The 23,666-nt window shown below is 62.2% G+C and carries 20 protein-coding genes; 7 read left to right on the forward strand and 13 right to left on the reverse strand.

What is annotated here, in order from left to right; translation table 11 throughout:
* Positions 1-85: 85 nt before the first annotated feature.
* Complete coding sequence (locus tag D906_RS23435) at positions 86-1,855, reverse strand: acyl-CoA dehydrogenase C-terminal domain-containing protein (protein ID WP_027614941.1); 1,770 nt, start codon at positions 1,853-1,855, stop codon at positions 86-88.
* A gap of 72 nt (positions 1,856-1,927) precedes the next feature.
* Complete coding sequence (locus D906_RS23440; protein ID WP_019096663.1) at positions 1,928-3,550, reverse strand: acyl-CoA synthetase; 1,623 nt, start codon at positions 3,548-3,550, stop codon at positions 1,928-1,930.
* A gap of 195 nt (positions 3,551-3,745) precedes the next feature.
* Here D906_RS23440 and D906_RS23445 point away from each other — a divergent pair, with 195 nt between their 5' ends.
* The 5 genes from D906_RS23445 to D906_RS23465 all read left to right on the forward strand — a co-directional run bounded on the left by D906_RS23445 (position 3,746) and on the right by D906_RS23465 (position 9,158).
* A complete protein-coding gene (locus tag D906_RS23445; RefSeq protein ID WP_019096662.1) occupies positions 3,746-5,152 on the forward strand; it encodes a sensor histidine kinase in 1,407 nt (468 codons plus the stop codon).
* Between the two features lie 13 nt (positions 5,153-5,165).
* Positions 5,166-5,795 carry a response regulator transcription factor gene (locus tag D906_RS23450; protein ID WP_019096661.1) on the forward strand — a complete coding sequence of 210 codons (630 nt, stop codon included), beginning with the start codon at positions 5,166-5,168 and terminating at the stop codon, positions 5,793-5,795.
* A 133-nt stretch (positions 5,796-5,928) separates the two neighbouring features.
* Complete coding sequence (locus D906_RS23455) at positions 5,929-6,402, forward strand: MarR family winged helix-turn-helix transcriptional regulator (RefSeq protein WP_016713887.1); 474 nt, start codon at positions 5,929-5,931, stop codon at positions 6,400-6,402.
* A 30-nt stretch (positions 6,403-6,432) separates the two neighbouring features.
* A complete protein-coding gene (locus tag D906_RS23460; protein ID WP_025752571.1) occupies positions 6,433-7,626 on the forward strand; it encodes an HlyD family efflux transporter periplasmic adaptor subunit in 1,194 nt (397 codons plus the stop codon).
* The gene (locus D906_RS23465) at positions 7,623-9,158 is read left to right on the forward strand and encodes a DHA2 family efflux MFS transporter permease subunit (RefSeq protein WP_016713889.1); all 1,536 of its coding nucleotides are present in this window, start codon (positions 7,623-7,625) and stop codon (positions 9,156-9,158) included. The genes D906_RS23460 and D906_RS23465 overlap by 4 nt, the downstream gene beginning before the upstream one ends.
* Positions 9,159-9,222: 64 nt before the next feature.
* Here the strand turns inward: D906_RS23465 and D906_RS23470 are convergent, their stop codons facing one another.
* The 4 genes from D906_RS23470 to D906_RS23485 all read right to left on the reverse strand — a co-directional run bounded on the left by D906_RS23470 (position 9,223) and on the right by D906_RS23485 (position 13,242).
* Complete coding sequence (locus tag D906_RS23470; protein ID WP_016713890.1) at positions 9,223-10,230, reverse strand: transketolase family protein; 1,008 nt, start codon at positions 10,228-10,230, stop codon at positions 9,223-9,225.
* Positions 10,227-11,075, reverse strand: coding sequence for a transketolase (locus D906_RS23475; protein WP_016713891.1), 849 nt, complete (start codon positions 11,073-11,075; stop codon positions 10,227-10,229). Before D906_RS23475 ends, D906_RS23470 begins: the two co-directional genes overlap by 4 nt.
* Before the next feature lie 19 nt (positions 11,076-11,094).
* Positions 11,095-12,393 carry an MFS transporter gene (locus D906_RS23480; RefSeq protein ID WP_016713892.1) on the reverse strand — a complete coding sequence of 433 codons (1,299 nt, stop codon included), beginning with the start codon at positions 12,391-12,393 and terminating at the stop codon, positions 11,095-11,097.
* 99 nt (positions 12,394-12,492) lie between these two features.
* Entirely contained in the window at positions 12,493-13,242 is a 750-nt protein-coding gene (locus D906_RS23485; RefSeq protein ID WP_016713893.1) for an SDR family NAD(P)-dependent oxidoreductase, read from the reverse strand.
* Between the two features lie 194 nt (positions 13,243-13,436).
* On the opposite strand from D906_RS23485, the gene D906_RS23490 reads away from it, so the two are divergent.
* Complete coding sequence (locus D906_RS23490; RefSeq protein ID WP_016713894.1) at positions 13,437-14,354, forward strand: LysR substrate-binding domain-containing protein; 918 nt, start codon at positions 13,437-13,439, stop codon at positions 14,352-14,354.
* Between the two features lie 118 nt (positions 14,355-14,472).
* Complete coding sequence (locus D906_RS23495) at positions 14,473-15,219, forward strand: SDR family oxidoreductase (RefSeq protein WP_019099734.1); 747 nt, start codon at positions 14,473-14,475, stop codon at positions 15,217-15,219.
* A 9-nt stretch (positions 15,220-15,228) separates the two neighbouring features.
* Here the strand turns inward: D906_RS23495 and D906_RS23500 are convergent, their stop codons facing one another.
* The 7 genes from D906_RS23500 to D906_RS23530 all read right to left on the reverse strand — a co-directional run bounded on the left by D906_RS23500 (position 15,229) and on the right by D906_RS23530 (position 23,547).
* Entirely contained in the window at positions 15,229-17,295 is a 2,067-nt protein-coding gene (locus D906_RS23500; RefSeq protein ID WP_025752564.1) for a PAS domain-containing sensor histidine kinase, read from the reverse strand.
* Between the two features lie 122 nt (positions 17,296-17,417).
* Positions 17,418-18,827, reverse strand: coding sequence for a GntR family transcriptional regulator MpaR (gene mapR, locus D906_RS23505; RefSeq protein WP_025752563.1), 1,410 nt, complete (start codon positions 18,825-18,827; stop codon positions 17,418-17,420).
* A 50-nt stretch (positions 18,828-18,877) separates the two neighbouring features.
* Positions 18,878-20,281 carry a cytochrome c oxidase accessory protein CcoG gene (ccoG, locus tag D906_RS23510; protein WP_019099732.1) on the reverse strand — a complete coding sequence of 468 codons (1,404 nt, stop codon included), beginning with the start codon at positions 20,279-20,281 and terminating at the stop codon, positions 18,878-18,880.
* A gap of 121 nt (positions 20,282-20,402) precedes the next feature.
* Positions 20,403-20,642, reverse strand: a complete 240-nt coding sequence (locus D906_RS23515) for a DUF3203 family protein (RefSeq protein WP_016713899.1) — start codon at positions 20,640-20,642, stop codon at positions 20,403-20,405.
* 636 nt (positions 20,643-21,278) lie between these two features.
* Positions 21,279-22,178 carry a hydroxymethylglutaryl-CoA lyase gene (locus D906_RS23520; protein ID WP_025752559.1) on the reverse strand — a complete coding sequence of 300 codons (900 nt, stop codon included), beginning with the start codon at positions 22,176-22,178 and terminating at the stop codon, positions 21,279-21,281.
* Between the two features lie 19 nt (positions 22,179-22,197).
* Positions 22,198-22,596: a MerR family DNA-binding transcriptional regulator gene (locus D906_RS23525; RefSeq protein WP_019099730.1), complete on the reverse strand. Its 399-nt coding sequence runs from the start codon at positions 22,594-22,596 to the stop codon at positions 22,198-22,200.
* 72 nt (positions 22,597-22,668) lie between these two features.
* On the reverse strand, positions 22,669-23,547 hold the full coding sequence (locus D906_RS23530) for a helix-turn-helix domain-containing protein (protein WP_016713902.1): 879 nt from the start codon (positions 23,545-23,547) through the stop codon (positions 22,669-22,671).
* Positions 23,548-23,666: the final 119 nt, after the last annotated feature.

The following is a 23,666-nucleotide window of genomic DNA, read 5'->3' on the forward strand; positions in this document are numbered from 1 at the left end:
GCGCAAGTAAATGCAGGCTGAGATCCTTGGGGCTGCTGCGCAGCCCATCGCGACACAAGGGGCGCAAAGCGCCCCCAACGTCCTATCAGAATTGCGCCGCCTCCAGCCCATAAAGGCTGTCACTACCGGCCCGAATACTGGCCTCAAGCCCCAACCCGCGCGGCAAAATACGTTGGAAGAAGAACGCCGCACACGCCAGCTTGGCACCGTAAAAGTCAGCGTCCTCGTCCTGCCTGGCCAACGCCGCCGCAGCCATCCGCGCCCACATGTAGGCATATGCCGTCAGCCCGAACAGCTGCAGGTACTCTACCGCCACCGAGCTGACCAGATTGGCATCCTCGCCGACACGTGCCCGCAGCCACCCACTGGTCGCCTCCAACCGCGCCAGGCTTGCCTGCAGGGCTTCGCGGTGCAACGGGGCATCCACGCTGAAACTCCGCACTTCGGCGGCAAAGCTGGCCAGCGCCTGGCCGCCGTCGGCCAGTACCTTGCGGCCGAGCAGGTCCAGGGCCTGAATACCGTTGGTACCTTCATAAATCTGCGCAATGCGTACGTCACGCACCCGCTGCTCTTGCCCCCACTCGCGGATATAACCATGGCCGCCATACACCTGCTGGCCAAGCACGCAGCTTTCCAGACCGTTGTCGGTGAAGAACGCCTTGGCCACTGGCGTCAACAGTGCCACCAGGCGCTGGGCATGTTCGCGTTCGCCGGTGTCTTCAGCGTAACGGGCCAGGTCCAGCTGCTGGCCCACGTAGGCGGCAAACGCCCGGCCACCTTCGGTGAGGGTGCGCATGGTCAGCAGCATGCGCCGTACATCGCCGTGGTGGATGATGGGGTCGGCCGCCTTGTCCTGCGCCTGCGGGCCGCTGGCGGCGCGGCTTTGCAGGCGCTCGTTGGCGTAACGGGCGGCGCTTTGGTAAGAGGCTTCGGCGCAGCCGATGCCCTGGATACCGATGGACAGGCGCTCGTAGTTCATCATGGTGAACATGGCTGCCAGGCCCTTGTTCGGCTCGCCCACCAGGTAACCGATGGCGCCATCGAAGTTCATCACACAGGTGGCCGATGCCTTGATGCCCATCTTGTGCTCGATCGAGCCGCAATGGGCGGCGTTGCGTGCGCCCAGGCTGCCGTCGGCCTCGACCAGGTACTTGGGCACCAGAAACAGCGAGATGGCTTTGGCGCCAGCAGGTGCATCCGGCAGCTTGGCCAGGACCAGGTGGACGATGTTCTCGGTCAGGTCCTGCTCGCCACCGGTAATGAAAATCTTGCTGCCACTGATGTGATAGCTGCCATCGGCCTGGGGTTCGGCACGCGTGCGGATCAGCCCCAGATCGGTGCCGGCATGGGGTTCGGTGAGGCACATGGTGCCCGCCCAGCGGCCTTCGTACAGGGGCGGCAAGTAAGTGGCCTTGAGCGTTTCGCTGGCGTGGGCATCGATGGCCAGGCAGCTGCCAGCACTCAAGGCCGAATACAGGCTGAAGCTGCAATCGGCGGCGTAGAGCATTTCTTCGAACAGCACGCCCAGCATTTTCGGCATGCCCATGCCGCCATACGCCGGGTTGCCGCCCAAGCCGACCCAGCCGCCTTCGCGGTAGGTGTGCCAGGCTTCGCGGAAACCGTCTGGTGTGGTGACCTGGCCTGCTTCGAAGTGCACGCCTTGTTCGTCGCCGTTGCGGCTGAGCGGAGCGATCAGCTGGCCGGTGACTTTGGCGGCTTCTTCGAGGATGGCGTCGGCGGTGTCGGCGTCGATGCGCTCGGCCAGGGCGGGCAGGCGGGCCCACAGGGCCGGGGCGTTGAATACGTCATGCAGGACGAAGCGCATGTCGCGCAGTGGGGCTGAATAGGTAGTCATCGTTGGCTCTTGAAGGGGAGAAATCAGGTGCGGCCTCTTCGCGGGCATGCCCGCGAATAGGCCGCTACGGGATCAGAGGGCTTTGGCCCGGTCGCGCAGCACGTACTTCTGGATCTTGCCGGTGGAGGTTTTGGGCAGCTCGCCAAACACCACGGTCTTGGGCACCTTGAACCCGGCCAGGTGCTCGCGGCACCAGCTGGTGATGTCGGCTTCGCGGGTGTCTTCCCTGCCAGGCTTCAGGGCTACGAAGGCGCATGGGGTTTCTCCCCATTTTTCATCCGGGCGCGCCACCACGGCGGCCTCGAGCACCGCCGGGTGTTTGTACAGGGCGTCCTCGACCTCGATGGTGGAAATGTTCTCGCCACCGGAAATGATGATGTCCTTGAGCCGGTCCTTGATCTCCACATAACCGTCCGCATGCCACACGGCCAGGTCGCCGGTGTGGAACCAGCCGCCACGGAAGGCTTCGGCGGTGGCCTCGGGGTTTTTCAGGTAGCCCTTCATCACCGTGTTGCCGCGCATGAAAATCTCGCCCAGCGTGTTGCCATCGCGCGGCACCGGCTCGAGGGTTTGCGGGTCGGCGACCATCAGGCCGTCGAGGGTCGGGTAACGCACACCTTGGCGTGACTTGATGCGCGCGCGTTCTTCCAGCGTCAGTTCGTCCCACGCGTCATGCCAGGCACACACGGTCACCGGGCCGTAGACTTCGGTCAGGCCGTAGGTGTGGGTGACCTGAATACCCATTTCTTCCACGGCACCGATCACCTTGGCCGGTGGTGCGGCGCCGGCCACCATGGCCTGTACCGGGTGCTCGATGGCGGCCTTGGCGGCTTCCGGCATGTTGACCAAGGCGTTGAGCACGATCGGTGCGCCGCACAGGTGGCTGACCCGGTGTTCGCGGATAAGGTTAAGAATCTTCTGCGGGTCGACCCGGCGCAGGAAAACATGCGTGCCGGCCAGGGCGGTGATGGTCCAGGGGTAGCACCAGCCGTTGCAGTGGAACATCGGCAAGGTCCACAGGTACACCGGGCGATGCCCCATGGCCCAGGTCATCTGGTTACCCAAGGCGTTCAGGTAGGCGCCGCGGTGATGGTAGACCACGCCCTTTGGGTTGCCGGTGGTGCCGGAGGTGTAGTTGAGCGAAATGGCCTGCCACTCGTCATCCGGCCACTCCCAGGCATATTCCGGGTCGCCCTCGGCGAGCAGGGCCTCGTAGTCCAGTTCGCTGACCGCACGGCCTTCACCGTACTCGGGGTCATCCACGTCCACTACCAATGGCGGATGTTCGAGCAGCGCCAGGGCGGCTTCAATCACCGCATGGAACTCGCGGTCGGTAATCAGCACCTTGGCCTCGCCGTGTTGCAGCATGAAGGCGATGGCCTCGGCGTCCAGGCGTACGTTCAGGGTATTGAGCACGGCACCGGTCATGGGCACGCCAAAGTGGGCTTCGAGCATGGCCGGGGTGTTGGGCAGCATCACTGCCACGGTGTCGCCACGGCCGATGCCGCGGCCCACCAGGGCACTGGCCAGGCGGCGGCAGCGTTGGTAGGTGTCTTGCCAGTTACGGCGGATGGCGCCGTGAATCACGGCTGGATACTGGCCGTATACCGCAGCGGTGCGTTCGATGAAACTCAGCGGGGTGAGGGCGACATGGTTGACGGCAGCGGGCATCAGGCCCTGGGCATAGATCGACATGCGGTAATCCTGTAAGGGAGGCATACGCAGCCTGTGCGCTTGGCCCCCGGTGGCTGATTGTTAGCTCTGTTCAGGGTGCGGGGAGGCGTACGGTAGGCCGCCTTCCTCTGTCGCAGTTTTACGCGAACCGCTATGGTAGTAGGAATATCGACTATAGCAATATAGTAAAACTACTATAACAACGAGCCGCCTACCGTGGACAAGACCGCTTATCCCTTGCTCGCCAAGGACCCTCAACCCAGCCTGCTGCTGGCCGATGACGCCAGGCCGCTGGCGCTCAACCCCGCGCTGCAAGCCTGGGTAGATGCAGGCCCGGGGTTGGCCAGCTGGCTGCCGGCCAACTGCGCCGCGCTGGTACGTGCCTGCCTGCGCCAGCATCGGGCGATTGCCGATGTCGAGGTGCAGGTGGGTGAGCGCATCGTGCTGTGGACGTTCATTCCTGATGACCAGGGGCAGCAGGTGCTAGGGCGCTGCCGTGACGCCAGCGAAGAGCGCCAGGGGGCGCGAGAGGCCAGCCGCGCACGGCGCTTGTATCGGCTGATCATCGAGAACACCACCGACCTGATCTCCCGGCACAGCCCCGATGGCCGCTTTCTCGATGCTTCTCCGGCCGCATTCCGCCTGCTCGGGTTGTGGCCCGAGCAACTACGCGGCATGCCCGTGCACAGCCTGCTGCACCCGCGCGAGCGGCGCCAGGTGCTGCGCCAGGCGGCAGCGGCGCTGGACCAGGATGGCTACCACACCATGACCTGCCGGGTACGCCAGGCTGCGGGCGGTTACCGTTGGTTCGAAATCGCCAGCCGGGCCATCCGCGAAACCTACACCGGCACGGTGGTGGAGGTGGTCAGCGTGTCCCGCGACATCACCTTGCGCATCGAAGCCCAGGAAAGCCTGGCGCACAGTGCCCGGCTGGCCACCCTCGGCGAACTGGCCTCGGGCATTGCCCACGAGATCAATCAGCCGTTGGCTGCGGTGGTCAATTACGCCAACGCCAGCTTGCGCTACCTGTCGAGCATCGAGCGCGACCCGCAGGCCCGTGAGCGTGTAGGGCAGGGGTTGCAACGCATCAGCGAACAGGCCACCCACGCCGCTGAAGTGATCCGCCGCTTGCGCGCTTTCCTGCGCAAGGGGCCACGAAACCTGCAGGCGCTGGACGTGACCGAGGTCGCCGAGGAGGCCATGCGCTTGTGCGCTTGGGAGGCCGCGCGCGACCAAGTGACGGTGGAGCTGCGCATGAGTACGCAACTGCCCTTGGTGTACGCCGACCGGGTGTTGCTGGAACAGGTCCTGCTCAACCTGTTGCGCAATGCCATCGATGCCAACCGCGAGCAGCAGGGCGAGCGGCCGTCACGTATCCTGCTCGGCGCTGTGCGTGATGGCGACGGCGTGCTGGTGGAGGTGGCTGACCAGGGCCCGGGTGTGGACCCCGAGCGCCTGGACGAAATATTCACGCCGTTCACCACCAGCAAGGCCGACGGCCTGGGACTGGGTTTGAGCATGAGCCGCAGCCTGATCGAAGGCTTTGGTGGCAGCCTGTGGGCGCGGGCGGGTGACAACGGCGGTCTGGTATTGTGCTGCCGCCTGGCGGTCAGCAGGGGATAAGGGGGAGTTGAGGGTGCAAGCGAAGGTGTATGTGGTCGATGACGACCAAGGGATGCGCGACTCGACGGTGTGGCTGCTGGAGTCGGTGGGTTTGCAGGCGTTGCCGTTTGCCAGTGGGCAGGCATTTCTCGATGCCTGCGTCGACGATGGGCCTGCCTGTGTGCTGCTGGATGTGCGCATGCCGGGGCTGGGCGGGCTTGCGGTACAGCAGGCGATGCGCGAGCGCGGCCTGGCGCTGCCGGTGATCTTCGTCAGTGGCCATGCCGATGTGCCGATCGTGGTGCGCGCGTTCAAGGCTGGCGCCTGCGACTTCATCGAAAAGCCTTACAACGACCAGTTGCTGCTCGACAGCGTGCAGGCCGCGCTGGAGCATGCCACGCGTGCGCGGCAGGGCGATCAGGCATTGGCTCAGGTGCAGGTGCGTATCGACGGCCTGACGCCGCGTGAGCGTGATGTGTTCGTGCCGCTGGCCCAGGGGTTGAACAACCGAGAGATTGCCGAGCAACTGGGCATCAGCGTAAAGACCGTGGACCTGTACCGGGGGCGGGTGATGAAGCGTTTGCAGGCGGGCAGCCTGGCAGAACTGGTGGGCATGGCGATTGCCTGCGGGGCTGTGGAGGCATTGGGCTTGCGAGCGCGCTAGCCGCCTTGGCGCCCCCCAACAGAAGCGGCATTTCAGCCAGAAATATGAAATTTTGCATAGCTACCTAATCAAGGCTTTGATATTCACTGCCTAGGCAGTAATATTTTCACACAATTACCCGAGCAATCCCCCGATGGCCCATTTTTCCCCCGAAAACTTCCAGACCTGCGCCATCGGCATGTTGCTCGGCCGCGCAGCGATCCTGAAGGATCGCATTCTCGACTGGCACCTTGAATCAGAGGGCGTCACCGCCGCGCAGTTCAAGGTGCTGATCATCGTCACCCAGTACCAGGTAGACACCCCGGCCGAGCTTTGCCGCTACCTGGGCCTGGACAGCGGTTCGATGACCCGCATGCTCGACCGCCTCGAACAGAAGGACCTGATCGTGCGCAACCGCTGCGCCGACGACCGCCGCCAGGTGCGCCTGGCGCTCACCGCCGACGGCCAGCGCCTGGCCGACCGCCTGCCGGAAATTGGCGCCGCCGCCATGAACGAGTTGTGCGGCGTGCTGGCACCTGACGAGCTCAAGGCCCTGGAAGGCCTGCTGGCCAAGGTGCTGCTCAGTGCTGGCGACCCGTTGACGATCCGCCGTTTTGGCGACCGTTGAACCCTGTCACGAATTATTCAAGGTATTGTCATGGCCACTCCCGCAGACACCCCGACTCCCTCCGCCGCGCCCGAGCCGTCGCGCAAGCGCAAGGCCTGGCTGCTTGGCCTGGTGTTGTTGCTGATCCTTACCGGTATCGGCACCTGGGCCTGGTACAGCCTGGTCGGGCGCTGGCACGAAAGCACCGACGATGCCTACGTCAACGGCAACGTGGTGGAGATCACCCCGCTGGTCACCGGCACCGTCACCAGCATTGGTGCCGATGACGGCGACCTGGTCCACGCCGGCCAGGTGTTGCTGCAATTCGACCCGGCCGACAGCGAGGTGGCCTTGCAGTCCGCCGAGGCCAAGCTGGCGCGCAGTGTGCGGCAGGTACGCGGGCTGTACAGCAACGTCGACTCGCTCAAGGCTCAGCTGGAAACCCGCCAGGCCGAATTGCGCAAGGCACAGCAGGACTTCAACCGGCGCAAGGTGCTCGCCGACAGCGGTGCCATTGCCGCAGAAGAGCTGTCTCATGCCCGCGACGACCTGAGTGTGGCACAGGCTGCTGTCAACAGTGCCCGCCAGCAACTCAGCACCAGCAGCGCGCTGGTCGATGACACCGTGGTGTCTTCGCATCCCGAGGTGATGGCTGCTGCTGCCGACCTGCGTCAGGCCTACCTCGATCATGCCCGTACCACCTTGGTGGCACCGGTAACCGGCTACGTTGCCAAGCGCACCGTGCAATTGGGCCAGCGCCTGCAACCGGGCACTGCGACCATGGCGGTGATCCCGCTGGACCAGGTGTGGATCGATGCCAACTTCAAGGAAACCCAGCTGCGTGACATGCGCATCGGCCAGCCGGTGCAGATCAGCGCCGACCTGTACGGCAGCGAGGTCAAGTACAGCGGCACGGTGGACAGCCTGGGGGCCGGTACCGGTAGCGCATTCGCGCTGTTGCCTGCACAAAACGCCACTGGCAACTGGATCAAGATCGTGCAGCGGGTGCCGGTGCGTATTCACCTCAGCCCTGACCAGCTCAAGGACCACCCGTTGCGCATCGGCCTGTCCACGGTGGTGGAAGTCGACCTGCACGACCAGAGTGGCCCGGCCCTGGCCCAGCAGCCGCCGCAGCAGGCCAGCTACACCACCCAGGTGTACGACCGCCAACTGGTCGAGGCAGACGACCTGATTGCCCGGCTGATTCACGAAAACAGCGCAACCGGCAAGACGGCCCAGCGATGAGCAACAACGCCGCTGCCCAGTTCACGCCGCCGAGCCTGCTGCTGACCACCATCGGCCTGTCGCTGGCGACGTTCATGCAGGTGCTCGACACCACCATCGCCAACGTGGCGTTGCCGACCATTTCCGGCAACCTGGGGGTGAGTTACGAGCAGGGCACCTGGGTCATCACGTCGTTCGCGGTGAGCAACGCCATCGCCTTGCCGCTGACCGGCTGGCTGAGCCGGCGGTTTGGTGAAGTGAAACTGTTCATCTGGGCCACGCTGCTGTTCGTGCTGGCCTCGTTCCTGTGCGGTATCGCCCAGTCGATGCCGGAGCTGGTCGGCTTTCGCGTGTTGCAAGGGGTGGTTGCCGGGCCATTGTACCCGATGACCCAGACCTTGCTGATTGCCGTGTACCCCCCGGCCAAGCGGGGGATGGCGTTGGCGCTGCTGGCGATGGTCACGGTGGTGGCGCCGATTGCCGGGCCGATTCTGGGGGGCTGGATTACCGACAGCTACAGTTGGCCATGGATCTTCTTCATCAACGTGCCCATCGGCCTGTTCGCCGCCGCCGTCGTGCGTCAGCAGATGCGTTCGCGGCCTGTGGTCACCAGCCGCCAGCCGATGGATTACATCGGTTTGCTCACGTTGATCATCGGTGTCGGCGCGTTGCAGGTGGTGCTGGACAAAGGCAATGACCTGGATTGGTTCGAGTCTTCGTTCATCATCGTCGGCAGCCTGATTTCGGTGGTGTTTCTGGCCGTGTTCGTGATCTGGGAACTGACCGACCGCCACCCTGTGGTGAACTTGCGCCTGTTCGTGCACCGCAACTTCCGGGTTGGCACCCTTGTGCTGGTCGGGGGGTATGCGGGGTTCTTCGGCATCAACCTGATCCTGCCGCAATGGTTGCAGACGCAGATGGGCTACACCGCGACTTGGGCGGGCCTGGCGGTGGCGCCAATCGGCTTGCTGCCGGTGATCATGTCGCCGTTCGTGGGCAAGTATGCGCACCGGTTCGACCTGCGGGTGCTGGCGGGGCTGGCGTTCCTGGCGATCGGTACCAGCTGCTATATGCGTGCGGGCTTCACCAGTGAGGTGGACTTCCAGCATGTGGCCCTGGTGCAGTTGTTCATGGGTATTGGTGTGGCGCTGTTCTTCATGCCGACCTTGAGCATCCTGCTGTCTGATCTGCCGCCGCACCAGATCGCTGACGGGTCGGGGCTGGCGACCTTCCTGCGTACGCTGGGGGGGAGTTTTGCCGCGTCGTTGACGACCTGGATCTGGATTCGTCGGGCGGATCAGCACCATGCTTACCTGAGCGAGAATATCAGCCAGTTCGACCCGGCAACGCGTCATACGCTTGAGCAGTTGGGCGGGGCCAACCCGCAAAGCTATGCGCAGCTGGAGCAGATACTCAACGGGCAGGCGTACATGATGTCGACGGTGGATTACTTCACCTTGATGACCTGGGTGTTTGCCGGGTTGATCTTGCTGGTGTGGTTTGCCAAGCCACCGTTCATCGCCAAGGCGGGACCGGCTTCGGCAGGGCATTGAAGCCGCAGTATCACGGCCACAACCCTGGGTTACCCCCAGTGCTGTGGCCGTGTCAGGCCTACTTTTAAAGCCAAGCCTTGATTTGAGCGCTGACGGCTTGCGTTGAGATGCCATAGCGGTCGTGCAAAGTCGGCAAAGCGCCGGCATCCAGGAAGGCATCTGGCAGCGCGATCTGGCGGAATGTCGGCGTTACGCTATTGCGCATCAACAACCCGGCCACAGCTTCACCCAAGCCGCCAATGATCGAAGCGTTTTCTGCCGTGACCACCAGGCGTCCGGGTTTGCGCGCTTCAGCCAGAATCGTTTGCTCGTCCAGCGGCTTGACGGTCGGTACGTGCAGCACCGCAACGTCGACACCATCCGCCTTCAGTTTCTCGGCAGCTTCGAGGGCGCGCATGGTCATCAGGCCTGTGGAAATGATCAGTACATCGTTGCCCGTGCGCAGGTTCTTGGCTTTGCCGATTTCAAACTTGTAGCCGTATTCGTCAAGCACTACTGGCACATTGCCCCGGAGCAGGCGCATGTACACTGGCCCTTGGTGCGCTGCAATCGCTGGAACGGCTTGTTCGATTTCCAGCGCATCGCAGGGGTCTACGATCATCAGATTTGGCATGGCGCGGAAGATCGCAAGGTCGTCCGTCGCCTGGTGGCTCGGGCCGTAGCCGGTAGTCAGCCCTGGCAGGCCGCATACGATCTTGACGTTGAGGTTTTCCTCTGCAATCGCCATGCAGATGAAGTCGTACGCGCGGCGTGAGGCGAATACCGCATAGGTGGTCGCGAACGGCGTGAAGCCTTCCCGGGCCATACCGGCAGCTGCGCTCATCAGCAACTGTTCGGCCATGCCCATCTGATAGAAACGATCCGGGTGGGCCTTGGCGAAGATGTGCAGGTCTGTGTACTTCGAGAGGTCTGCAGACAGCCCGACGATGTCCTGACGTTGCTCGGCCAGTGTCGCCAGTGCATGCCCAAACGGCGCAGGGCGTGTCGTCTGACCTTCAGAAGCGATCGAGGCAATCATCGCCGAAGTGGTCAAACGTTTTTTGCCCGTTGCCGGGTTATTTACACTACTCATTTGCTGCTCCCGAGCTGAAGGTTTTCAAGCGCCAGATCCCATTCGTGTTCATCAACGCGGATGAAGTGAGTTTTCTCGCGACCCTCCAGGAAGTCCACGCCCTTGCCCATCTTGGTGTCGCAGATGATCACTCTTGGTTGCTCCCCTTGGTGTTGTCGGGCAGCGTCGAATGCGGTGACCAGCGCTTGCAGATCATTGCCGTCTACACGCTGCGTGAACCAGCCGAAGGCCTGCCAGCGATCCACGATGGGTTCAAAAGCCAGTACTTCGCTTGAGTGGCCGTCAGCCTGTTGGTTGTTGACGTCGATGATTGCGATCAGGTTGTCGAGCTTCCAGTGCGAGGCCGACATCGCTGCCTCCCAGGTCGAACCCTCGTTCAACTCTCCGTCGGACAACAGGTTGTAGACGAATGAATCCGACTTCTTGCGCTTGAGGCCCAGGCAAGCGCCGACCGCGATGCCCAGCCCGTGGCCCAAAGAGCCGCCGGTGATTTCCATTCCCGGTGTGTAGGCCGCCATGCCCGACATCGGCAAGCGGCTGTCGTCGGAGCCGTAGGTTTCCAGCTCTTCGAGCGGGATAACTTCGGCTTCGATCAACGCCGCGTACAAGGCTATCGCGTAGTGACCAATGGATAGATAGAAGCGATCACGCTGTTCCCATTCCGGGTTATGAGGCTGGTAGCGCAGTGCGTGAAAGTAAGACACCGCAAGCAGATCGGCCGCGCCTAGCGCCTGGCCGACATAGCCCTGGCCCTGAACCTGGCCCATGCGCAGGGCATGGTGACGAATGTTGTAGGCGCGCTCTGTCAGCGCCGCCAGTGTGGTGGGTGAGGGTTGAGCAGTCATTCGGGAAACTCCAATTAACTCAGCGATTGACCGAAGCGGCAGGGATGCGCAACACCAGGCAGGCACCTACCAGCAGTACGGCGGTGATGAGGTACATGCCGATGGCACTGGACCCGGTTGTGGTCGTAATCCAGCCGATCAGGTAAGGCGAGCAGAACCCGGCGAGGTTGGCGAAGCTGTTGATTCCGGCAATACCGGCCGCCGCCGACACGCCGCCCAGCAGCGTGGTGGGCAGCATCCAGAACAGCGAGGAAGCCGACAGCACGCCTGAAGCCGCCAGGCACAGGCTCAGTATCGAAAGCAACAGGTTGCCGCCCATCAGTGTTGCCAGCGTCAGGCCGATTGCACCGGCGATCATCGGTACGACGAGGTGCCAGCGGCGCTCGCGGTGTTTGTCGCCACTGCGGCCCATGAGCAACATGGCAGCAATTGCACAGATGTACGGCAGGCTGGTCAGAAGGCCGATGTGCAAGGGGTCGGATACGCCTGCGTTGCGCACCAGTGTCGGCAGCCAGAAGGTGATAGCGTACTGGCCCATCACGACACAGAAGTAGATGCACGCCAGCAGCCACAAGCGGCGATCCCGGATGAACTCACGAGGTGAGGCGTGGGTGACCTTGCAGCTGTTGTCTTCGGCCAACTCTTTGTTGACCAGCGCCTTTTCATCATCCGTGAGCCAGGTTGCCTGATGCACGCCGTCCTTCAGGTAGGCCAGCACCAACAGGCCAACGATGACAGTCGGAATGGCTTCGAGAACGAACATCCACTGCCAGCCGGCCCAGCCATGGAAGCCTGCAAAGCTGTTCATGATCCAGCCGGAGATCGGCCCCCCAACCATGCCCGACAGGGGGATCGCCACGAACCACAGCACCGTCATTCTTGCGCGGCGGTAGGAGGGAAACCAGTAGGTCAGGTACAGCAACAGCCCTGGTGCCAAGCCCGCTTCGGCAATGCCGAGCAAAAAGCGCAACGCATAGAACTGCCAGGCCGTTTCGACGAAGGCGAACAGGGCAGAGATGATGCCCCAGGAAATCATGATACGAGCGATCCAACGCCGAGCGCCAACCCGATGCAGGATCAGGTTGCTGGGCACCTCGCAGAGAAAATAACCCAGGAAGAACATGCCCGCACCAAGGCCGTAGACGGCCTCGCTCAATGACAGGTCGTTCATCATTTGCAGCTTGGCGAAGCCAACGTTGACGCGGTCCAGATAAGCACACAGGTAGCACAGCATCAGGAACGGCATCAATCGCCAGGCAGTTTTGCGATACGCGTTGGCGCGGACGCTGACGACCGCCTCCAGAGACAGGGTTGTCATGATGGTCTGATCTCTTGTTTTTATTGACAGCTAACGGCTGTAACGTCGATTCAGAACAGCGCCAGCCGACAGGCCAGCGCAACTACATCCGGCCGGTCATCAGTGGATCAACATGCCGCCGTTCACATCCAGGGTAATGCCTGTCAGGTAGGAGGACAGGTCGCTGGCCAGAAACAGCGCAGCGTTGGCAACGTCCTGTGCTTCACCCAGGCGACCCAGCGGGATGCCATCGATGATCGCGTGGCGGCGCTCGTCCTGCATCAGGCCGCCTGTGATGTCGGTGTGGATCAGGCCGGGTGCAATCGAGTTTACCCGCACGTTGTCAGGGCCCAGCTCACGGGCCATGGCTTTACCCAGCCCCAGCACGCCGGCTTTCGCTGCGCTGTAGTGTGGGCCACCGAAGATGCCACCGCCGCGCTGCGCCGATACCGACGACATGCAAATGATGCTGCCGGATTGCTGTTGGCGCATGTGCGGGATCACTGCCTGCGACATCAGCAATGTGCCGCGCAGGCTTACGTCCAGCACTTTGTCATAGTCGCTGTGCTTGATGTCCAGAATCTTCAACGGTTGAGTGATGCCTGCGTTGTTGACCAGCACGTCGATACGGCCGAAGTGCTCAATGATTTGCGCTACGGCATGCTGCACTTGAGCTTCGTCGGCGACGTTGGCAGCGAGCCCCAGATGCCCTTCGCCAAGCGCGGCGGCAGCGTCGCGAGCGGCGGATTCATCCAGGTCCAGGATAACCACGCGGGCACCCTGTTGTGCGAACGTGGTGGCAGTGGCTCGTCCGATACCACGTGCCGATGCTGCGCCTGTGATGATGGCGACTTTTCCTTGAAGAAGCATGAGTGAAACCTCTGATTATTTTTATGGGTTCGATTCACCTGAATCGATAGGCGCAGCTTGTTCTTCAGGTGCAGGCCGAGCAATAAGGTAAAAATCACTCGTTGCTGAAGAAAATTCATGGCTCGCATTGCGCGATGGCCAATGATTGAATGCGTCTTCCAAGCAAGGTCAATATCTACAGCGGAAGCCGATGCATGAAAGTCACTGCCGATGCGATACCCGTCATTCCACCGTTGAGGGCAATTCAGTGCTTTGAACAGACCGCACGTTTCGGCAATGTAGCGCGCGCTGCCGAGACACTTGACTTGACGCCTTCAGCTGTCAGCCATCAACTCGCCAATCTAGAGGGAATGATCGGTCGCCAGTTGTTCATTCGAGAGGCTCGCGGTGTGAGGCTTACACCGGTAGGCGAGCAGTACTTGAAAGAAATTTCGGGTGTGCTCCATAGCCTGGCAATTGCCACCGAGCGTGCAGCGAGCGACGTCAGCCTTGATTGCCTGCGGCTGCACTCGTCACCCAGTTTTGGTCTTTTGTGGATCATGCCGAGGCTGGAGGCGTTTCGACTGGCGCATCCTGATATCCAGATCAACCTCTCCTGTTCGTACGAGTCCTTGCACTTCAGCCGGGACAAGATTGATGTTGATATCCGCCACGGCACACCGAACTGGCCAAGTTATGAAGTCCGCACGATACGCGATGAGACGTTCACTGTTCTGGCGTCACCGGGCCTGCTTGCCAAGCGTGCTGTCTCACATCCACGCGACCTGCTGAGCCAAGACCTTATTCTGTCCGAGGCCACCCTGCTCAAATGGCCACAATGGTTCGCTCAACATGGGTTGGAGCGCCCTGAGAAACCTTATGCATTGAGTTTTGACCGCTCTTACATGACCTTGGAGGCCGCGAGCCACGGCCTTGGTTTCGCGCTCGAAAGTTCAATTCTCGCTCACAAGTATCTTCTCTCTGGCGCGCTGGTCGAAGTCGCACCCGATGCGTTGCGAGTCCCTGTGGCAGCGCACCATCTCGTTTTCCCAAGGGCTCATTCCAGCTTCCCGCGAGTGCGGCGGTTTCTGGAGTGGATGGAGAGCGAGTTGGGACAGGGCTTCGCTTTCTAGTGCTTGGTGCCGAAGACGGCTGCGAACATAGGAGTGGGTTGACCTGACCTTGGTCATTCCCACGCACAGCTATTTCGCCTATTGTCGGCTCTCCCTCCCCGGAACGAATGGCAGATCCATGGAAAAAGTCATCGTCATCACCGGCGGCAGCCGTGGCATCGGCGCCGCCACGGCGTTGCTGGCCGCCCGTCAGGGCTACCGCATCTGCATCAACTACCACACCGACGAGCAGGCCGCCGAAGATATCCTGGGCCAGGTCCGCGCCTTGGGCGCCGAGGCCATTGCCGTGCGCGCCGACGTCAGCGTCGAGGATGAAATCATCCAGCTGTTCCAGCGCGTTGATGATGAACTCGGCCCGGTCACCGCATTGGTCAACAACGCCGGCACCATCGGCCAGCAAAGCCGGGTGGAAAATATGTCCGAGTTTCGCCTGCTCAAGGTCATGAAAACCAATGTCGTCGGCCCCATGCTCTGCGCCAAGCACGCCCTGCTGCGCATGGCACGTCGGCATGGCGGGCAGGGCGGGGCCATCGTCAACGTGTCATCGGTGGCTGCACGCCTGGGTTCGCCCAACGAATATGTCGACTATGCCGCCTCCAAGGGCGCACTCGATACCTTCACCATTGGTCTGTCCAAAGAGGTGGCTGGCGAGGGCGTGCGGGTCAATGGCGTTCGCCCGGGCTACATTCACACCGGCTTCCATGCGCTGTCCGGTGATCCGGACCGCGTCAGCAAGCTGGAACCCGGCTTGCCCATGGGCCGGGGCGGGCGCCCTGAAGAAGTGGCCGAAGCCATTCTCTGGTTGCTGTCTGACAAGGCATCCTACTCCACGGGCAGCTTCATCGACCTGGGTGGCGGGCGCTGAGCGCGCCCGTCAATCCTGAAGCAGGGTGCGGACCCGCTCGGCCAGCACCTCCAGTTCAAACGGCTTGGTCAGCACCAGCGTGCCTTGTAGCAACTGGCCGTCACTGAGCGCCGCGCTTTCATCGTAGCCGGTGATGAACAGCACCTTGAGGTCCGGGTAGCGCTCGCGGCAGCGCTCAGCCACCTGGCGGCCATTCAGGCCGCCGGGCAAGCCGATATCGCTCAGTAACAGGTCTGGCCGTTCGCCGTTTTGCAGGTAGGCCAAGGCAGTTGGGCCGTCCTCGAATGCATCAACCCGGTAACCCAGCTCTTCCAGCACTTCGCAAACCACCAGGCGCAAGGCCGTCTGATCTTCGATCAACAGGATACGCCGCGCCACTGCACTCTCTTTTTCCAGTACCTTGCGCTGCGGTTTGGGGGCAGGCGGCTTGGGGTGCTCATAGTGGCGGGGCAAAAGCAGCTCGATGCGCGTGCCTTCACCCAGCGTCGAAAGTACGCGCAGTTGCCCACCCGATTGGCGCACGAACCCGTAAGTCATCGACAAACCCAGGCCAGTGCCCTGGCCCATGGGCTTGGTGGTGAAGAAGGGGTCTACGGCACGCTTGGCCACCTCCGCCGACATGCCCTTGCCGTTGTCGATGATGCTCAGTCGCACGTATTCGCCGGCGGGCAGTTCCAGCGCCTGGGCCTGTACCGCGTCAAGCAGCAGGTTGTCGCCGACGATATCGATAACGCCGCCCCCTGGCATGGCGTCGCGCGCGTTGATGCACACGTTGAGCAGGGCGCTTTCCAGTTGGGGTGGGTCGATGAACGTTGGCCATAGCTCGCAGGCAAACCGGCTGCTCAGGGTGATGGCCGGGCCAATGGTGCGGCGTAACAGCTCTTCCATGCCAGCCACCAATGTTGCCACTTGCGTTGAGCAGGGCTGCAGGGTCTGCTGGCGTGAGAACGCCAGCAAACGGTGCACCAGCGAAGAAGCCCGTTGAGCCGAGCCGCTGGAGAGCTCCAGCAATGGCTCGATGGCGTCGAAGCGTGACTGGTTCAGGCGTTGGCGCATCAGCTCTTGCGCGCCCAGAATACCGCCCAGCAGGTTGTTGAAATCGTGGGCGATGCCACCACTGAGCTGGCCCACGGCTTCCATCTTCTGCGCCTGGCGCAGGGCTTCCTCGGCTTTGGCCAGGCGCTTCTGCTCCTGTACGCGCTCGCTGATGTCATAGGCGAACAGAAAAGCGCCTTGTATTTCGCCATCCTGGTCGCGCAAGGCATTGAAACGCAGTTCGTAATGGTATTGCTCGGGCGCCTTGCCGAATGTCCCGATCTCGACGAATTGCTCGCCTGCCAAGGCACGCTGCCACATGGACAAGCTCAATGTCCGAACGTTTGGCTCATCGTCGATCAGGTCTGGCAAGTAATCGCCAGTTTCAGGCGTACGCCCGAACAACCGTTGAAAGTCATGTTTCGCCTGGCGATTGATGGCCAGCCAACGCATGTCTTTGTCGACCACATGCACATTGACCACGCTGTGGTCGACCAGCTCGGCGAACAGTCGTCGCTCTGCCAGTGCAGCGCTTACCCGTTGCTCCAGTTCTTCGTTCAGGCGTTGCAGGGCCTGCTCTGCCCGACGGCGTTCGGTAACGTCCTTGAACAACACCGCTACCTGGCGTTTCTCGGCAGGCTCCACGCGGAAGGTGGTAACAGACAGCACACGGCCGGTAGCGACCAGTTCCTGCTCGAAATGCAGGGGCTCGCCAGTGCGCAGCACTGCGCCATAGCGGGCTACCCAGTCATCGGCTTCATCGGGCACCATCTCGCGCAGCTTTTGCCCGACCACGTTGGGGATGCCGGCGTGCTTGGCGTAGGCCGCGTTGGCCAGTACATGCACGTAATCACTGAGCGGGCCGTGCGGGCCGTCGAAGAACTCGATGATGCAGAAGCCTTCGTCCATGGTGTCGAACAACGAACGGTAGAAGTTCTGATCGTGGTCCTGGAGGCTGGCAAGCTGGGATTCCAGTTGCGCGTTCTGCCGCTGAAGGGCTTCGACGTGTTGGCGCAGTGAGCGCAGGTCGCGGGAGGGCATGCCGACGTCCGACAAAAGGGGAGGCTCTGACTTTAGCGTGTTCATCTGCATGCGAATAGCGGGTCAGTACAGTTGGCGGGCGATGCCCGGCAGCCGTCGTTCGGCCGCCGGGTGTTCGATGGTCAGAAGGAGCGGATGATCCGCCCGAGGGTTTCCATGGCCCGTTCGGCGCCGTCATGCCAAGGGCTTCCGTAGTTCAGGCGGATGCAATTGCCGAAGCGCCGGGTGGGCGAGAAGATCGGCCCGGGGGCGATGCTGATGCCTTGCGCCAAGGCCATATGGAACAGCTTGAGGGCGTCCATTTGTTCGGGCAGTTCCAGCCACAGGAAGTAGCCACCGGAAGGCTGGCTGACCCGCGTCTGCGCCGGAAAGTGGCGAGCGATGGCCGCCAGCATGTTGGCCTGCTGGCCTTCCAGCGCGTAACGCAGCTTGCGCAGGTGGCGGTCGTAGCCGCCGTGCTGCAGGTAGTCGGCAATTGCCGCCTGGGCCGGCATCGAGGCACACAGCGAGGTCATCAGTTTCAGCCGTTCGATCTTCTGCGCAAAGCGCCCGGCGGCGACCCAGCCGATGCGGTAGCCCGGTGCCAGGCTTTTGGCGAACGAGCCGCAGTGCATCACCAGGCCCTGGGTGTCGAAGGCCTTGGCCGGTTTGGGCGCCTGTTGCGAGTAGTACAGCTCGGCGTACACGTCGTCTTCGATCAACGGCACCTCATGGCGCGCCAGCAACTCCACCAGGGCCTGTTTTTTGGCTTCCGGCATGCTGGCGCCCACCGGGTTCTGGAAGTTGGTCATGCACCACACGGCCTTGACCGGGTGCTTCTCCAGGGTTTGTGCCAGCACGCTCAGGTCCATGCCTTCGCGCGGGTGCACCGGGATTTCCACCGCCTTGAGCTTGAGCCGCTCCAGTACCTGCAGGCAGGCATAGAAGGCCGGGGCCTCGATGGCTACCAGGTCGCCGGGCTGAGTCACTGCCTGCAGGCACAGGTTCAGGGCCTCCAGTGCGCCGTTGGTGATCAGCAGTTCTTCCATGGGCAGCATCAGCCCGCCAACCATGTAGCGCAGGGCAATCTGCCGGCGTAGTTGCGGGTTGCCGGGCGACAGGTCGGTGACTACCATGCGCGGGTCCATGCTGCGGCTGGCGCTGGCCAGCGAGCGCGACAGGCGTTGCAGCGGGAACAGTTCGGGGCTGGGGAAGGCCGAACCGAACGGTATGGTGTTGGGGTCCTTGATCGAGTCGAGGATCGAAAACACCAAGGCGCTGACGTCGACATCGGTAGACTCGCTGACCGGCTGCAGCGCTTGAGGTTCGCTGAACTGGCGTGGGGCGTGGGCGTTGACAAAATACCCCGAGCGCGGCCGGGCGCGGATCAGCCCGCGCCGCTCCAGCAGGTAATAGGCCTGGAAAACGGTAGAAGGGCTGACCCCGTGGGTCTGGCTGGCGTAGCGCACCGAGGGCACGCGCTGGCCGGGGCCCAGTACCCCGGAGCGGATCAGTTCGGCAATGTCGTCGGCAAAGCGTTCGTAGCGTTTCATTCTGGCCTTCTGTCGAAGCCTGGCAGGCAAGGTGGCGTCAGTGTAAGGGATCAACGGTTCATGGGGGCGACGAAGCGGCTGTGGGCCACGCTGCGGATGGCGGGGTCGTCACGCTCGCTGATTTCGAAGCTGAGTGTTTGCGAGCTGCTGGTCGGCCGCTCGGCGAGCATCGCCACCGACACCGGCAGTTCACTCATTTCGCCCGCCGGGATGACCAACGCGGTGTTGCCCTGCAAGGTGAAGCCGTCGGCGTCCAGCAGGCGCAACGCATAGTGCTGGGTGCGCTCGGTCTTGTTGATGACCTTGAGCAGGTAGATGTTCTCGATCTGGCCCAAGGCATTTTCACGGAACAGGCCACGGTCCTTGATCACATCCAGCGACACCATCGGGCGCAGTTGCAAGGCCACCACCAGCGCCGCGATCATCACCACCAGCGCAGCGGCATAGCCGAGCAGGCGTGGGCGCAGCCAGTGAGTAGTACCGCCCTGCAGGCTGTGTTCGGACTTGTAGCCAATCAGCCCGCGAGCGTAACCCATCTTGTCCATCACCCCGTCGCAGGCGTCGATGCACGCTGCGCAACCGATGCAGGCCATTTGCAAGCCATCGCGGATATCAATGCCGGTGGGGCACACCTGCACACACAGCGTGCAGTCGATGCAGTCGCCCAGGCCTTGGGCCTGGACGTCGCTGCCCTTCTTGCGCGGGCCACGGGCCTCACCGCGCCGTGGGTCATAGGCGACGGCCAGGGTGTCCTTGTCGAACATCACACTCTGGAAGCGCGCATACGGGCACATGTGCAGGCACACCGCTTCACGCAGCAGGCCGGCATTGATGTAAGTGGCGGCGGTGAAGAACAGCACCCAGAACAGCGCCACGCCGCCCAGTTGCAAGGTGAACAGTTCTGCGGCCAGAGGGCGAATCGGTGTGAAATAGCCGACGAAGGTCAGCCCAGTGAGGAGACCGATGACCAGCCACAGGCTGTGTTTCAGGGTGCGGCGCCCCAGTTTGTTCAGGCTCCAGGGCGCGGCGGCCAGTTTGATGCGCTGGTTGCGGTCACCTTCGGTGACCTTTTCGCACCACATGAACAGCCACGTCCAGGTGCTCTGCGGGCAGCTGTAGCCACACCACACGCGGCCGGCGTACACGGTGATGGCGAACAGGCCGAAGGCGCAAATGATCAGCAGCGCTGACAACAGGATGAAGTCCTGTGGCCAGAAGGTCGCGCCAAAGATGTGGAATTTGCTGTTGGCCAGGTCCCACAACACGGCCTGGCGTCCGTTCCAGTTCAGCCAGGCGGTGCCGAAGAACAGCACGAACAGGGCACCGGCAAAGCCGATGCGCAGGTTGCGGTACAGCCCGCTGAAGCTGCGGGTGTGAATGCCGCTGTCGGTGTGTCGCGGTCGGGGGCTGGCTGGGGTGGGGGCGATCTCTGTGAAAGGGATTCTATTGTTCATGGCTCGGTGCTCATCAGGCCTCGATCAGGCATGAGCACTATGGCCCTGAGGCTGTTATCAGCACAGGCTCAGATTTTGCGATAAAAACCATATCAGATTACCCGGCTTCGACCGCCAGGCCTTAAATTACCGAGCCTGGCACGCTGGCCTTCAGATGCCTGCGGCTATCCACCGCACCCGCTACGGTCAACGCATCGGCCTCGGCTTCGGTAATGGGGACGCGCTGGCCTGCCAGCAGTGCCACTGACATGCGCAGGTGTTCGTCGGTGACGATTTCGATAGCAGGGCCATCGCCTTCGATGCGCAGGTTCTCGCCGATCAGGGTGCAGCGGCGGGTGGTTTCGTCGATTTCAACGGGCATGGCGTTGTCCTCCTTGTAGGGTTACAGGGTGGACCACAATGCAAGGCGGGTTGCTGCATCAGGGGGCTGAAAGGAGAAGAAAGGAGGAGGGCGGGAAGCACTGAGGGGAGCCGAAGCTCCCCTCAAAGCGTTGTTGCTTGCTCTTTTTTTATTATTGGGACCGGCCTTTTGTTGTTTTTGTCAGCCTGTCCTGGTGTTGCGGGCGACCCCCATGCGGGGTCAAGAGCAAACGTATTTTTTTGAGCGCTGACCTGCTTTCATCATGGCTGATCCGAACCTGGCTGCCGCTACCTTGAGGTAGTTTTATTGTTCTGTGCCAGACCGCGGGGCGTACCCCTGAAAAGCGTGTCTACTCCAAAAAAATCTGCTTGCTACGCCTCTGCCGTGTTGTTCTTGTTATGTCAGAGCCGTTACCTGTTGTTTTTATTGGGTGTCACATTTTTTTTGTTCTTGTACCAAAGATATAGCAGGGTGCGTGCCAACTTTTGAAAGTCTTTTAAAATCAGTGGCTAAGCGGTTTTCGTCAAAAGTGCTTGGCCTGAGATTCTGCCGATTTGTTTCCCTGTTACCCGATTTTTTGCTGTGAAATGTGGGGTCGGTAACACTTCACCCACACCTGTGTGACACCCGTATGACTTACTGCGCGCTGCGCGCCCGCGCTACCCGCGACCCATTGCCGCGGCCCAGCACGCTACTGATGCGTTGGCCGGCGGCGATCAGCCGGTCGAGGTCGATGCCGGTTTCAATGCCCAGCCCTTGCAGCAGGTACACCACATCTTCGCTGGCGATGTTGCCGGTAGCCCCTTTGGCGTAAGGGCAGCCGCCCAGCCCGGCCACCGAGCTGTCGAATACGCTGATGCCTTCGAGCAGGCTGGCATAGACGTTGGCCAGGGCCTGGCCATAGGTGTCGTGGAAGTGCCCGGCCAGTTGCTCGCGCGGCACCTGGGCAGAGACCACCTCGAACAGGCGCCGGGTATCGCCGGCAGTGCCGGTGCCGATGGTGTCACCCAGCGATACTTCGTAGCAGCCCATGTCGTGCAGTGCGCGGGCCACCGGGGCCACCTGTTCAGCGCTGACCTTGCCTTCATAAGGGCAGCCGAGTACGCATGACACATAGCCACGCACGCGTACACCGTGGTTGCGCGCAGCTTCCATGATCGGCTCGAAGCGCTTGAGGCTGTCGCTGATAGAGCAGTTGATGTTGCGCTGCGAAAACGCTTCGGAGGCGGCCGCGAACACTGCCACTTCCTTCACCCCGGCAGCCAGCGCGTCCTCGAAACCGCGCAGGTTGGGTGCCAGCGCTGCATAAGTAACACCGGGGCGCTGGTCGATACCGGCGAACACCTCGGCAGAGCCGGCCATTTGCGGCACCCACTTGGGCGAGACGAAGCTGCCCACTTCTATATAGGCAAGGCCCGCTTCGGTAAGGTCGTTGACCAGGCGCACCTTGTCGGCAACGCTGATGGGCTGGGCTTCGTTCTGCAGGCCGTCGCGGGGGCCGACTTCGACCAGGCGGACGTGTTGGGGCAAGGACATGGCGGGTTTCCTGTGGGGTTCAGCGGTTGTCTTTGTTGTTCAGGGTGGCGGCCAGGGCTTGTTCGCAACGCTCCTGGGCGGTGTCCAGTTCCAGTTGCATCTGGTGGATATCGAGCATCTGCTGCTCCAGCTGGGCGCGGCGCTCGGCGATTTTTGCCAGCATGCTGTTGAGCTGCTTGAGGTTGCCGCTGGTGGGGTCGTACAGCTCGATCAGCTCGCGGCACTCGGCCAGTGAAAAGCCGATGCGCTTGCCGCGCAGGATGAGCTTGAGGCTGACCTTGTCGCGGGCCGAATAGATTCTCTCCAGGCCACGGCGTTCGGGGCTCAACAGGCCCTGCTCTTCATAGAAGCGGATGGCCCGGGTGGTGATGTCCAGCTCGCGGGACAGGTCGGAGATGCTGTAGGTCTGGGTGCTCATGCTGGGGCTCGGCGTGGGGTATGCGGGTATCCTGAGGGCAGGTTGACGTATACGTCAAGCAGCCTGCCGCAATCAGTCTGGCTGCGCCGCGCGTCGGTACCCGTTAGGGGTCTCCCCGGTCAACCGCTTGAACCACCGGGCAAAGTACGTCGGGTCGGTGAATCCCAGGCTATCCGACAACTGCCCGATACTCATCCGCGTATAAATCAGGTTACGCCGCGCCTCCAGCAGCAACCGTTGGTGCACCACCTGCAACGCAGTCTGCCCGCTCAAAGCCCTGCACAGCTGGTTCAGTTGCAGGCTTGGAACGTTCAACCGTGCGGCAAAGGCCTCTACTGACAGATGCTCGCGGTAATGCGCCTCGACCAGCCGCAGGTACTGCCCCAGTAACTGCCGGTCGCGTTCGTCGCGGTTACGCGGTGCCTGCCCCAGTTGCTGGCGGCGGTTGATCCACACCATCAGCGCGGTCACCAGCGCTTCAAGCATGGCCGCACGCGCCGGGGCATTGCCCTGGTACTCCTGCTGCAAGGTGTCGATCAGGCTGCGCAGGTGCACACGGTCATGCCCAAGCGGGTAGCACGCAGGTTGCGCCAGCACCGCCAGCGGCATGCCCAGGCGCTGTTCCAGGTTCGCCACCAGCGCGGTGCCGAAGGTGAGCACATAGCCCTGGATATCGGCGCTGAAGCGAAAGCCATGCACGGTCATCGGCGGCACCACCTGGATCGCCGCTTCGCCGATGGCGCTGCGCAACCCTTCGATCTCCACCTGGGCCTGGCCGCGCTGTACATACAGCAACTGGAACAGCTCGGCATGCTGGTGTGGCTTGATCTCCCAGTGGTGCAGGCGGCTGCGCGCAGGGATCGATTCGCAGTGCAGCAGGTCGGTGCCGGGCCAGGCCTGGTTTTCGCCATACAGCTTGAACAACGGAACGCCGGGGAGGGTGGATTTCATCAGGGGTAGCCTGTCCGTTAATCGAACGTTTTTTATAAAAAGTGCAGGTTTTAGATGGAATAGCACACTTCGGTAGCATTTTTGCCAGTAAAAATGCAGGGGCAAACCCTAACAGCAGA

The organism is Pseudomonas sp. LAIL14HWK12:I1, assembly GCF_003202095.1.
GTDB lineage: Bacteria > Pseudomonadota > Gammaproteobacteria > Pseudomonadales > Pseudomonadaceae > Aquipseudomonas > Aquipseudomonas monteilii.